The 11,840-nt window shown below is 67.5% G+C and carries 11 protein-coding genes and 1 pseudogene; 8 read left to right on the forward strand and 4 right to left on the reverse strand.

Annotated features, from left to right (window positions below; all coding sequences use genetic code 11):
• Window positions 1-113: 113 nt before the first annotated feature.
• On the forward strand, window positions 114-239 hold the full coding sequence (locus ON20_RS40035) for a hypothetical protein (RefSeq protein ID WP_281032917.1): 126 nt from the start codon (window positions 114-116) through the stop codon (window positions 237-239).
• Window positions 240-851: 612 nt separating this feature from the next.
• Here the strand turns inward: ON20_RS40035 and ON20_RS26915 are convergent.
• Both ON20_RS26915 and ON20_RS26920 read right to left on the reverse strand, forming a co-directional pair.
• A complete protein-coding gene (locus ON20_RS26915; RefSeq protein ID WP_040840118.1) occupies window positions 852-1,718 on the reverse strand; it encodes an AraC family transcriptional regulator in 867 nt (288 codons plus the stop codon).
• Between the two features lie 58 nt (window positions 1,719-1,776).
• Window positions 1,777-2,589: a phytanoyl-CoA dioxygenase family protein gene (locus tag ON20_RS26920; RefSeq protein WP_040840119.1), complete on the reverse strand. Its 813-nt coding sequence runs from the start codon at window positions 2,587-2,589 to the stop codon at window positions 1,777-1,779.
• Window positions 2,590-3,284: 695 nt separating this feature from the next.
• On the opposite strand from ON20_RS26920, the gene ON20_RS26925 reads away from it, so the two are divergent.
• From ON20_RS26925 to ON20_RS26930, 3 genes and pseudogenes are all read left to right on the forward strand, one after another.
• Entirely contained in the window at window positions 3,285-3,605 is a 321-nt protein-coding gene (locus ON20_RS26925) for a hypothetical protein (RefSeq protein ID WP_157229039.1), read from the forward strand.
• 105 nt (window positions 3,606-3,710) lie between these two features.
• Window positions 3,711-3,866 carry a hypothetical protein gene (locus tag ON20_RS36915; RefSeq protein ID WP_157229040.1) on the forward strand — a complete coding sequence of 52 codons (156 nt, stop codon included), beginning with the start codon at window positions 3,711-3,713 and terminating at the stop codon, window positions 3,864-3,866.
• 60 nt (window positions 3,867-3,926) lie between these two features.
• Window positions 3,927-6,943: pseudogene (locus tag ON20_RS26930) on the forward strand (Tn3 family transposase).
• Between the two features lie 153 nt (window positions 6,944-7,096).
• On the opposite strand, the gene ON20_RS26935 reads toward ON20_RS26930, so the two are convergent.
• Together ON20_RS26935 and ON20_RS26940 are read right to left on the reverse strand one after the other, a co-directional pair.
• Window positions 7,097-7,960, reverse strand: coding sequence for an alpha/beta fold hydrolase (locus tag ON20_RS26935; protein WP_040840124.1), 864 nt, complete (start codon window positions 7,958-7,960; stop codon window positions 7,097-7,099).
• On the reverse strand, window positions 7,957-8,829 hold the full coding sequence (locus ON20_RS26940; protein ID WP_040840127.1) for an alpha/beta fold hydrolase: 873 nt from the start codon (window positions 8,827-8,829) through the stop codon (window positions 7,957-7,959). Before ON20_RS26940 ends, ON20_RS26935 begins: the two co-directional genes overlap by 4 nt.
• A gap of 105 nt (window positions 8,830-8,934) precedes the next feature.
• Here ON20_RS26940 and ON20_RS26945 point away from each other — a divergent pair, with 105 nt between their 5' ends.
• The 4 genes from ON20_RS26945 to ON20_RS39330 all read left to right on the forward strand — a co-directional run bounded on the left by ON20_RS26945 (window position 8,935) and on the right by ON20_RS39330 (window position 11,736).
• Window positions 8,935-9,540 (forward strand): TetR/AcrR family transcriptional regulator, encoded by a 606-nt coding sequence (locus ON20_RS26945; protein ID WP_040840125.1) that lies wholly within the window; start codon window positions 8,935-8,937, stop codon window positions 9,538-9,540.
• Between the two features lie 14 nt (window positions 9,541-9,554).
• Complete coding sequence (locus tag ON20_RS26950; protein ID WP_040840130.1) at window positions 9,555-10,547, forward strand: NADP-dependent oxidoreductase; 993 nt, start codon at window positions 9,555-9,557, stop codon at window positions 10,545-10,547.
• A gap of 236 nt (window positions 10,548-10,783) precedes the next feature.
• Entirely contained in the window at window positions 10,784-11,275 is a 492-nt protein-coding gene (locus tag ON20_RS39325) for a site-specific integrase (protein ID WP_245547516.1), read from the forward strand.
• A gap of 179 nt (window positions 11,276-11,454) precedes the next feature.
• Entirely contained in the window at window positions 11,455-11,736 is a 282-nt protein-coding gene (locus tag ON20_RS39330) for a site-specific integrase (protein WP_245547517.1), read from the forward strand.
• Window positions 11,737-11,840: the final 104 nt, after the last annotated feature.

An 11,840-nucleotide genomic window follows, 5' to 3' on the forward strand; every position in this document is an offset into this window, starting at 1 on the left:
TTACCGGCGGCCAGCAGGCGAGGCCGGGTGGGTGGGGGGCCTGTCTATTTGGGGTGTACCCCAAATAGACACGCTCGTCGATCGTTGAGCACCCCGACGAGCGGTGAGACGACGTGCTCACCGACGAGGACCTCGTCACCGAGCTGCACACAGCGGGCCTGACCGAGACTGCGCGGGTGTTGCGCCGCGCACTGCGGCAGCGACTGCCGCGCAGGCACGTTCGGATCTACGAGTCCTGAGCGTGCGCAGGCCATGGGCGAACCTGATCGTCGCTGGGCGCAAGAGGGGTTCCGGTAGCAACACGAAAACCAACGGATATGCAGGGCAGCGCCTACCTCACATCTCTGTCTATGGTCGACCTGTCAGAGCTACGACCTGCATATCCGTTGGAAATTCCGCCGTTGCTACCGGAACCCCCAAGACGGTGGAGAACCGCAGCTCTTGATCCGCTACAGAGAGCTACTTGTCGTCTGGTGTCAGCTTCGGGAGGACGGGGCCGAGACGCGGGCGTACCCGAGTTCCATCACCGCACCGCCGCGAGGACGTGATCCGGAGCCCGGTACAGCCAGAGTCGTCCCGGGCCCGGGCCCGGTATCGGCGCGGGCAGCGGCTGCGGGTCGGTGAGCACCCAGTGGAAAGTGCCCGGCTCCTGTGGTGGCCCCACGGCGCGCAGCAGCCCGCGGCGTCGTGGAAATCAACCACCTGCACCGTGCCGAGAAAGCCTCCGGGGCACTCACCCGCCGAACCGAATCCGGGCAGTCCCAGCGCGTCGGCCAGCTGTGCGCCGGCGGGCACACACGTGCATCCGGCACATGAACGACCAGACGGCCGCGGTACTCGGTGGACCATGTTCAGCTCTGCTCGGGCTCCACCGGGAGCCACAGTTCGGCGTCGGCCTCGGTCTTCTCCGGCGACAGGCGGGTGCGCAGGATCTCAGGGCCGGTGCGGGTGTGGTACGGGTTCGACGGGAACCACTCGGTGAACACGTCCCGCCACAGTTCCTGGATGGCCTGCAGTGCCGGCCCGGACGTGGTGAAGACCGCCCAGGTGCCGGCCGGGACGGCCAACGTGGTCGTGCCCTCCAGCGCGGCCGGAGAGGTAATGACGCCGTGGTGGTAGTCGAGTTCAGTGCCCTCGGCTCGGCTGGGGTCCATGCCGTCGCAGACCGCGACGATGCCGTGCGGCTCCTGGTCCGACAGCTTCTCCAGGCGCTCCAGGGTCTGCGGGTCGATCCTGCGGACAAAGTCCATGATCGCCTGGTTCGGCCCCGCATGCACCAGCGGTACCCGGGTCTTGAGTCCGACGACGTTGAAGGCCGCCTTGTCCACTATGCGGTATCGCATACTGCTACTCCCTTCGATGGTGAGGCGGAAAGCCATCCGGGACTGGGAGTTGAGCGCGGCGCCGGTACGCCGGGCCTCGCCCGGTCCGATGCCGTGCATGGCACGGAACGCCCGCGCGAACGCCTCGCCGGAGCCGTAGCCATAGCGCACCGCGATCTCCAGCAGCGTCTCACGCCCCGCGAGCACTTCGGCGCCCGCGAGGGTGAGCCGACGGCGCCGGACGTACTCCGACAGCGGCATGCCCGCGAGCGCGGAGAACATCCGACGCAGGTGGTACTCCGAGGTGGCCGCGATGCGTGCCACCTCCTCCACGTCGACGGCCTGGTCGAGATGGCACTCGATGTGCTCCATGGCCTGGTTCAGCCGCTCCAGCATGCCCGCCTCCTTCCTCTTCCCTCACGGCCACTCTGCCAGCGGTGGTCGTGAGGAACGTTTACGCTGCGCTGCGGTCGGTGCCGTCCCCGTCCGGACCGGGGGTGTCCTGTCCCAGGCCCCGGCGGATCGCGATCTCCACGGGTGAGTACGTGCCGTCGGCCCGCTCCAGTTCGTACGGCGCGGCCGGCATCAGCGGCGGCTGGGCCATGAAGCGCGGCCGCACCCCATGGTGCGGTTGCGCCGCGTGCACCAGGAACGGATGACACAGGAAGACGTCACCCGGGGACCCGGTGGCGAGGGCGAGCGGCCGGTGGTCGGACGCCGCCACCAGATCGGGCGCGAGGGTCAGCCCGCTCGCCCCGTCCTCCCCGTACTTCTCCAGCACCTTCGGCACGTCGAGGTGCGAGCCGACCCGAATCCGGGTCGGGGCGTCCTCCTCACCGACCTCGCTGAACAGGAACAGCATCAGCAGCGCCCGGCCCTGGGAGCGCAGATTCGTGAAGTACCAGCTCTCGCCCTCCGGTAGATAGCTCCCCTCGATGTGCCAGCCCGCGTCGTCCGGCTCCTCCTCGTGCGGGAAGCGCAGCGGGAACGTACCCAGCGAGTAGCGCGGCTCCCAGCGTCCCGCGCCGACGAGCAGGTCGTACGCGCGCTGCAGGGACGGGGAGTTGGGTGCGGCGGCGAACGGCCCCTGCGCCATGCCGGCCACCCAGTGCACGGGCTGCGACCACGTCGACGGGTCGTCCGGGTCGCAGCCCGTCTCTCGCCACAGCAGACGCGCGCAGTCCGCGGCCACGCGCGGCGCGACAGCGCCCTCCAACTTCACGAAGCCGTCGCGGAGGAAACGGGATACCAAGGTCGTGTCATCCATGCCCCCATCGTGCGGCGACACCGGCCCCGATCACCCGACATTCCCCGCACCGCCTTTGTCGGGTGATCACCGGAGCGCGGTCAGGCGGCGCACCGCCTAGCCGACCGTGATCAATCTCAGCGGCACTTCCTGTACCGCAACTACACACCCGCTCTTCCTCGTATGTACCGAAGGGGCCCGGCACGCCGGGCGTGACGCCGAGCTGGGCGGCGCCGCCCTTCATCCGGTGGAAGGCGGGGATCACTTGCTGCCCTCCAGCTGGCGCGGGACGCGGGAGGTCCGCAGTTCCTTGAGGTCCGGGATGTGGTTGTAGAGCGTGCCCCAAATAGACAGTCACTCAAAATCTCGGTCTCCAGCGCCTGAGGTGTCGGGCCTAAGCCCTTCCACCCGATCCAGTCGCTGCGGCAAGGGATCTGGGTTGGGTATGATCATGTCGTTGGCCGGGACCTCGTCGCTGACGCGTTAATCCGCGCGGCAGCCTGGAGCACGGGTCAGAGCCGGCGCTTCAGGAGCCTCACATTGGGTGAGGGATGAGCTCCTAGCTGTTTGTGTTGTACAAGCGCTCGTAGAGTGCTAGGCCGGGCGAGGGCAGGCTCCGCTGGACCCCGGTTCGCTATCCGTACGTATGGATGGTCGAACCGGTTGTCGAACGCCCATTCCGGTGAGACTGTCCCTGAGCAAAGGGACCTCATTCGTTGCCTCGCAAGAACACCATTTCTTCTGCGGTGCCCCCGCACCTCGAGCCCCCATCGGCGTCGCTCGCAGATATCTACCGGATTGCCGCCTGGTTGCTGCTCGGCCTGACCGTCGTCAGCCTGCTGTTCATCGGCTGCATGGTCGCCCTCGACAAGGCCGGCCTCTGCGAGGGCACCACGGCGACGGTGACAATCATCATCGCCCTCAACGCGGTCGTGTTCCGCAAGCCGGTTTCCAAGGGCCTGCGCGCCGGCCGCCGGGTCGCCGCCCGGCTGACCCGCACCGCAGCGGATCTGCTCGACCCGGGGGTAGTGGTGTAACCGGCCGGGATCCGGCGCTAAGGCGATTCGAACGGGTTGGCCGGAACCGTGTGTGGTGCTGCGGCGCTGGTGGTTTCATGAGCGCCTGTGCGGGATGAGGGTGCGGTGAGCGGCGGGTACGGCCGGTTCGGGTCGTTGTCGCGGGTCGAGCTGGAACGGTTCTTCCACCTGGGCGGGGTCCCGGTAGTAACCGCCGAAAAACCAACGGATATGGCGGGCCGGCAGTTGATCGCCGGTGCATGCCGGTTCGGCCTGCGGTGATGATCGGTTGCTGGTTGGCTTGGCTCCCAACGCTGTTGGTTGGTGTGGGAGGTCGGTTTCGTGGCGACGCGGGTGTTCGCGGATGAGGAGTTGGCGCGTCTGCGGAAATTGCCGGAGATCGGCCGTGAGGAGCTGTTCCGGTTCTTCACGCTCTCGCCGGCGGATCTGGCCTTCGTCGATCCCGGGCGCGGTCGCGGTCCGGCCGATCGGCTCGGTATCGCGATCGCGCTGTGCACGCTGCCGTGGCTGGGGTTCGTGCCTGATCGGGTGGTGACCGCCCCGCCGGTCGCGGTGGCCAGGTTGGCCGAGCAGCTGAAGGTCGACGGCACCGAGATCGGTTCCTATGGGCGTCGCGCCCAGACCCGCACCGATCATGTGCGGCTGGTCGCCCAGTACCTGGGCTGGCGCCCCGCTGGTCGGCTTGAACTCAAGGAGCTCGACGAGTTCCTGCTCGCGCGGGCGATGGAACACGATTCCCCGACCCTTCTGTTCCGGTTGGGCTGTGAGTACCTGATCTCGGCGCGGGTGATCCGCCCCGGCCCGGTGAGCATGGTCGAACGCATTGCCCACGCTCGTGAGCAGGCTCAGCGTGAGACCTTCGACCGCCTGGCCCACGAGTTCACCCCGGCACGCTGTGCGGAGCTGGACGCACTGCTGGTGACCGATGCCTCGTTAGGTGTTTCGCGGTTGCGGTGGCTGTCGACCGGGCCGGTGGAGGCTTCGGCGGCCGCGGTGCGCGCCGAGGTCGACAAGCTGGCGTTCCTGCGCAGTCTGGGGGCGGATCGCCTCGATATGTCGGTGCTGCCCGCCGAGCGGCGCCGGTTCCTGGCCACGATGGGCCGGCGGTTGACCCCGCAGGCGCTGGAGCGCCGTGATCCGCAGCGCCGGTATCCGATCCTGTTCACGGTGCTGGCCCAGTCCGGTACCGACGTCCTCGACGAGGTCGTGGCGTTGTTCGATCAGGCGATCTCGGCGAATTCGGGGCCGCCGAACGCCGGATGCAGCAGGAACTGGCCGAACGCGGTAAGGCCGGGGAGGACCGTCAGGCACTGCTGGACGATCTGCTGGCGATCGTCACCGACCCGGCGGTCGCCGATGAGGAGATCGGCGCGTTGATCCGCGGGGAGAAGATCGGGTGGGAACGCTTACGTGCCGCGGTCGCCCAGGCTAAGCCGCGGTTGCCCCGTGATCACGGGCATTTGGCCGCGCTGGATTCCTCCTACAACTACCTGCGCCAGTTCACCCCCGCGGTGCTCGCGTCTGTCGGCTTCGCCGGCGGGACCGCCGCGAGCGAGCTGCTGATCGCGGTCGCGATGCTGCGCGAGCTCAACGCCACCGGCCGCCGCAAGGTCTTCGACGAGGCCCCGACCGGGTTCGTGCCCACGAAGTGGCGCGGCTACCTCGATCAGGCCCGAAAGTCCGGCAGCGCCGCCGCCTACCGTCACTACTGGGAGCTGTGTGTGCTGCTGGGGCTGCGTGACGGGCTGCGCAGCGGGGACGTGTTCGTGCCGGGCTCGCGCCGCTACGCCGACCCGGCCGCCTACCTGCTCACCAGCGACCAGTGGGAACCGCAGCGCACCGAGTTCTGCCGCCTGGTCGGGCGATCGGCCGACCCCGGCGTCGCCCTGGCGGCGGTGGTCGAGGAGTTGCACACCGCGGTCGGCGAGCTGGAGACGGTGCTGGCCGAGGGTGAGGGGCCGGTGCGCGTGGATGACGAGTCCGGGGATTTGATCATTTCCCCTTTGACGGTTGAAGATGTCCCGGCGGAGGCGATCTCGCTCAAGGCCGAGCTGACCGAGATGCTGCCGTTCGCGCCGATCGTGTCGTTGCTGATCGAGCTGGACAGACGCACCGGCTACCTGGACTGCTTCACCCACGCCGGCGGCCAGGCGACCCGCACGCCGGAGTTGAAACGCAACCTGATCGCGGTGCTGCTGGCGCACTCGACGAACCTGGGCCTGACCCGGATGGCCGAGGCCTGCGGCATCACCTACGACATCCTGTCTTGGACCGATGAGTGGTACGTGCGGGAGGAGACGCTGCGCGCGGCGAACCTGGTGCTGGTCGACTACCACCAGCGTCTGCCGCTGACGGCGGTGTTCGGCGCGGGCACCCTGTCCTCGAGCGATGGACAGCGGTTCCCGACACGGGGGAAGTCGACGACAGCGCGGCCGTTGAGCCGCTATTTCGCCCGCGAGGGTCTGTCCACCTGTACCCATGTCACCGATCAGCACGCCACCTACGGCACCAAGGTCATCGTCGCCACCAAACGCGAAGCCCACTACGTGCTCGACGAGATCCTCGGCAACGCCACCGACCTACCAATCACCGAACACGCCACCGACACCCACGGGGTCACCCTGGTCAACTTCGGGCTCTTCGACCTGCTCGGGATGCAGCTCTCTCCGCGGATCCGGGACCTGGGCCGGATCACCCTCTACCGACCGGGCCCACGCGCCGAGGCCGAGACCCGGTTCCCGCACGCGGGCCCGCTGATGACCCGCAAAGCCAACCTCGATCTGATCGCCGAGCACTGGGACGATCTACTCCGGCTGGCCGGGTCGCTGAAATTCGGGCACGCCACCGCCTCCCTGCTGGTCGGCAAGCTGTCGGCCTCCGGACGCCAGAACACCCTGGCCGCGGCGCTCAAGGAGTACGGGGCGCTGCGGCGCACCATCTACGCCGCGAAATACCTCTCCGATCCGGATTACCGGCGCAAGATCTCCCGCCAGCTCAACAAGGGCGAATCCCTGCACGCGCTCCGCCGCGACCTGCTGTATGCCCACGAGGGCATGATCCGGGCCCGCCAGCTCGATGACCAGAACGAGCAAGCCTGGTGCCTCACGCTGGCCACCAACGCCGTGATCGCCTGGACCACCGAGTATTACGGGCTGGCAGTGGTGCAGATGCGCCGGGCCGGGCAGCGCATCGACGACGAGGTCCTGGCCCACATCAGCCCGGCGCACAGCGCCAACATCAACTTCTTCGGCGCGATCGAGGTCGACATCGATGCCGAACTCGCCCAGCTCGGGCCGACCGGATACCGGCCGCTCCGCGTCCGCGACACTCTCTTCTGATCTCGACCTCGTCCACCCGGACTTCGTCGTCGATGCTGATCTTCTCAACGTCGTTCCCTCGGAGGGGTTTCGGGGCTGGAGCCAGAGAGGCGCAGGAACACTCCGCAACGGACATCAGGCTGGACGAGCCGACGAATCTGGATGGCTTGTGCGTCAGTCGGCGAGAAAGGCGACCGCGGTCGGGGCGAACTTGTCGTGGAACTGGAAGATCGCGCCGTGTCCGGAGCCGGGGTAGATGATCAGGTCCGAGCCGGGGATTCGGTGGTGGAGATCCTCGGAGAGCTGCGAGGGCACCATACGGTCGTGGTCGCCGTTGGCGATCAGAGTGGGTCGGTTCAGCTGTGACAGGTCCGATGGTGCCGAACGGCCCCATCGCTTGATCGCTTTGAGCTGGGTCCGCAACGTCGTCACGGTCACCGGCACGTCGCGATCGACGGTCCGTTCCTGGAGGCGTTCGATAAATGCGCGACCAGCCCGCTTGCCCGCGGTATCGCGGTTGAAGAAGAGGTACTCCTTGGGGTCCGAACGTGTCAATGCGGCCCGCGTGATGTCGAAGTACGTGGTGGAGGCGATCTTGTCGATGCCCTTACCGCCGGCTGGGCCGGTGCCGGTGAGGACGAGCTTGCGTACCATTTCTGGGCGCTGGATGACGAGGGCCTGGGCGACCATGCCGCCGAGGGAGAAGGCTAAGATGTCGACCTGCTCGAAACCCAGCGCCTGGATAAACGTGGCCGCGTCGTGGGCCATGGCCTCGACGGTGTCGGGGACCGAACCGGTCGAAGCGCCTACCCCGCGATTGTCGAAGGCGATCACGTGGCGACCGGCTGCGATCGGGTCGATGATCCGGGGGTCCCAATTGTCGAGGTTGCCCGCAAGGTGAACGAAGAACACGACGGGGATATCACCGCGGGGGCCGAGTTCGCGGTAGGCGAAGGTGATCCCACCCGCCTCGATTGTCCGCGTGGGCGCGTTCCGGTAGGACTTCACAATGCCATTCGGGTGCTGGTCGGAATTCACGGCTGGGCCTCCAGTTGTGGTTGGCGAGTCGGGCGGGTGTCGGCGGCCAGGAACTTCAGCGCTTCGGGGACGAACGCGCGGTGGTGCTGGAACACCCCGCCGTGGCCTGAGTTGGGATAGATCCGCAGCGACGCGTCGGGCAAGCGACGCGCCAGGTCGGCCGAATGCTCGCTGGCGACCATCAGGTCGTGATCGCCATTGGCGACGAACACGGGGACCGTGATCGTCGAGAGGTCGTCGGGAGCGTGCAGGCCCCCGCTGGTGATCGCACGCAACTGGGCGATCCGGGCCCGATGCGAGATCGGCTTGTCGCGACCGCGGGTGCGCTCGGCCAGCCGGTCGAAGTACTCGGTCGCGGCCTTCTTGCCTTCTGTGTTCCGCGGGAAGAACAGATAGTGCCGGGGGTCTTTGCGGGTCAGGAAGCTCTTGAGATAGGCGCCGCCGACGATGAAGGGCATCTTGGCGATGCCGCCGCCGCGCGGCCCGGTCCCGGCCAGGATCATGCGACGCACGAGGTTCGGAGCCTGCAGGGCGATCATCTGTGCGACCGCGCCGCCGAGAGAGAAGCCGAACAGATCGACCTTCTCGTAGCCGAGCGCGCGAATGAACGCGATCGCGTCTGCGCCCATCTGTTCGATATCGGAGGGCGCCGATGACCCGGTCGCGCCCACTCCTCGGTTGTCGAAGGCGATGACGCGGTGGTGCGCGGCGATGCCGTCGATGACCCGTGGATCCCAGTCGTTGAGGACGGCGGTGAAGTGGTGCAGGAACACGACCGGGACCTCGGACTGCGCCCCGAGCTCCCGGTAGGCGAAGGTGACACCGGCGGCGTCGACGGTCTGTGTCGGTACATCTTTCCAGGTGGGCATGATGACGTCCCTTCCGTACGAGTTCGCCCATTGGATTACGGTCATACTATTATGATCGTAATATAATGTCGATAGGGACTGCTGAACACGAACGGAGCACCACCCATGGCCAGGTACGGCGCTGATCACAAGGACGCGACGCGGCGACGGCTGATCGACGCCGCCGCACGCAGGTTCAAGCGCGACGGTCTCGACGGGTCGGGCATCGCGTCCCTGGTCGGAGACGCCGGGTTGACCAACGGCGCGTTCTACGGGCACTTCACCTCGAAGGGCGATCTCGTCGCGAGCGTCGTCGCGGATCAGCTCGCGGCCCAGCGCGCGATGATCGAGGCGATGCCGGACGGGCCCGATGGGTTGGAGCGCTTCATTCGCGAGTACCTGTCCCCGGCCCACCGCGATGACCGGGAGAACGGATGCCCGTCGGCGGCGCTGCTGGACGAGATCGGCCGCTGCGACATGCAGATCCGTGACGCCTACACGACCGGTATGCGGTCCATCCTCGCCCTCATCGCACACCACCTGGACCCCGACGACCCCAAAGCTTCCTACGATCGGGCGACAGGGCTGTTCACCACACTGATCTGCACCTTGCAGCTCGCCCGTGCGCTCACCGATCGCGAACTCTCCGATCGCGTCCTCGCCGCCGGCCTCACCAACGCCCTGGCCCTGGCCCAGCCGCCGACAACGCCCCCGAACTCGCCACAACAGTAAGGATGGAAGCACCGATGAAGGCATTCGTGGTCGACCACTACGGCGAGGACGGACTCGAACCCGCCGACATCCCCACCCCGACGCCGGGCCGCAACGACGTCCTCGTCGACATCCGCGCGGCGAGCATCAACCCGCTGGACAAGATGGTGCGCAACGGCGAATTCAAACAACTCCTCAAGTACAAACCGCCCTTCGTCCTGGGGCACGACCTCGCTGGAGTCGTGACTGCCGTCGGGGAAGACGTGCACGAGTTCGAAGTCGGCGACGAGATCTACGCACGGCCGAGGGACTTGCGGATCGGGGCCTTCGCCGAGGCTATCGCTATCGACGCCGCCGACGTCGCCCGCAAGCCCGGCTCGCTGTCCTTCGAACAGGCTGCCGCAGTGCCGCTGGTAGCACTGGCCGCCTGGCAGGCACTCGTCGAGACCGCCGGCCTTCAGCCCGGACAGAAGGTGCTGGTCCACGCGGGCGCCGGCGGTCTCGGATCGACGGTCATCCAGGTCGCCAAACACCTCGGAGCCTTTGTCGCCACCACCGCACACACCAAAGACCTCGCCAAAGTCCGGGCGTTGGGGGCCGACGAGGTCATCGACTACACCACACAAGACTTCACCCGGGAGCTCTTCGGCTACGACGTCGTCCTCGACTCTCTCGGTCCAGCCAGCCTGCAGAAGTCGCTGACCGTCCTCGCCCGCGGTGGTATCGCGATCAGCGTCGTCGGACCACCCGACCCGGGCTTCGCCAAACAGCTCGGTCGGCCGCTGCTCACACCCGTCATGTACCTGATGAGCCGCAAAATCCGCGCGCAGGCCAAGAAACTGGGCGCGCGCTACTCGTTCTTCTTCATGCGAGCCGACGGCAACCAGCTTGCACATCTGGCCTCGCTCTACGACCAGCAGATCCTGCACCCCGTGCTCGACCGGACCTTCCCATTTGCCGATACCCTCGAGGCGATCGCCTATGTCGAGCACGGCAAAGCCAACGGCAAGATCGTGATCACACACTGACCCACCATCCATCGAGCCACAGCGTCAGGTCCCGGTGTCGCGCGTGTGCCCGCCGTCGCGAGCCCGATCAATCATGGGTGTTCCACAATTCCGGTTCGGCGGCTTTGCCGAGCGACGTGTTACCCCGGATAACGGCCTGTTATCCGGGGTAACAACGCTAGCGGGCTGCGACGACCCCGTCACGGCGCGACGTGAAGTGGCCCCGTTATCCAGGGCAAGCGGGAAGGTGGATGTCGATGGCCGCGAAGGTGACCCGCCTGCGCACCCCTCCGCCGCGCACCCTGCGCTCGGCGGCCGAGGCGTTCCTGGACACCGTCGGGCCGGCCAACACCCGCCGCGCCTATGGCATCGCGATAGTCAAGACCATCGACGCGCTCGACGGCCGCGGCCCCGACGGGCTGCACGGGCCCAGCCGCACGCTGGATTCGGTCACCGACACCGAGGTCGGCGCGGTGTTGGAATCGCTGTGGGGTGCCACGGCGGTCAACACCTGGAACGCCCGGCAGGCCGCGGTCGGTAAATGGCTGACCTGGTGCGCCGAACAGGGCTGGCCCGCGCCGGCGATTCCCGCGGCGGCCGCCCGGGCGACGCCACCGGATTCCGACACTCCGGTGCGCTCGCGCACCGCGATCGACCGGCTCATCGCCCGCCGAGATATCCACCTGCGCGAGAAGACGCTGTGGCGGATGCTCTACGAAACCTGTGCTCGCGCAGAAGAACTGCTCTAGCTCAACATCGAAGACCTCGACCTGGCCGGGCACAGCGCCCCGGTCAGGTCCAAGGGCGCCAAACCCCGCACCCGCCGCCGCGGCGCGACCCACTACGAGCACGTCCTCGAGAACGTGTACTGGGACGCCGGACCGCTCGGCTGCTGCCGAGGCTGATCAAGGACCGTACCTCCGGGCCAGTGTTCGTCACTCACCGCCGGCCCGGACCCGGCAAGTACCTCGCCGAACGCGACCTGTGCCCCGACACCGGCCTGGCGCGGCTGTCGTATGACCAGGCCCGCGACCTGCTCGACGCCGCCACCGCCCTCGACGGGCACGGAACCGGCTGGGATCTGCACGAACTCCGGCACTCGGGCCTGACCCACCTCGGGGAGACCGGTGCCAGCCTGCTCGAACTGATGGCGAAATCCCGGCACCGCAAGGCCGAGAACCTGCGCCGCTACTTCAAACCGTCCCCGTAGGCGATGCGCGAGCTGACCTCGCTACTGGGGCCGGGAGCCGAACGCCGCCGCTGAACAGCAGCTACGCCATATCCGTTGTTTTTCGGCGGTTACTACGGAGACCA

The sequence above is a fragment of the Nocardia brevicatena NBRC 12119 genome (genome assembly GCF_000308495.1).
GTDB lineage: Bacteria > Actinomycetota > Actinomycetes > Mycobacteriales > Mycobacteriaceae > Nocardia > Nocardia brevicatena.

Coding starts and splice junctions, on each gene's coding strand:
- ON20_RS26950 (WP_040840130.1), top strand. CDS start 9,555: ATGAAGGCATTCGTGGTCGACCACTACGGCGAGGACGGACTCGAACCC.
- ON20_RS26945 (WP_040840125.1), top strand. CDS start 8,935: ATGGCCAGGTACGGCGCTGATCACAAGGACGCGACGCGGCGACGGCTG.
- ON20_RS26940 (WP_040840127.1), bottom strand. CDS start 8,829: ATGCCCACCTGGAAAGATGTACCGACACAGACCGTCGACGCCGCCGGT.
- ON20_RS26915 (WP_040840118.1), bottom strand. CDS start 1,718: ATGCTGGAGCGGCTGAACCAGGCCATGGAGCACATCGAGTGCCATCTC.
- ON20_RS26920 (WP_040840119.1), bottom strand. CDS start 2,589: ATGGATGACACGACCTTGGTATCCCGTTTCCTCCGCGACGGCTTCGTG.
- ON20_RS39325 (WP_245547516.1), top strand. CDS start 10,784: ATGGCCGCGAAGGTGACCCGCCTGCGCACCCCTCCGCCGCGCACCCTG.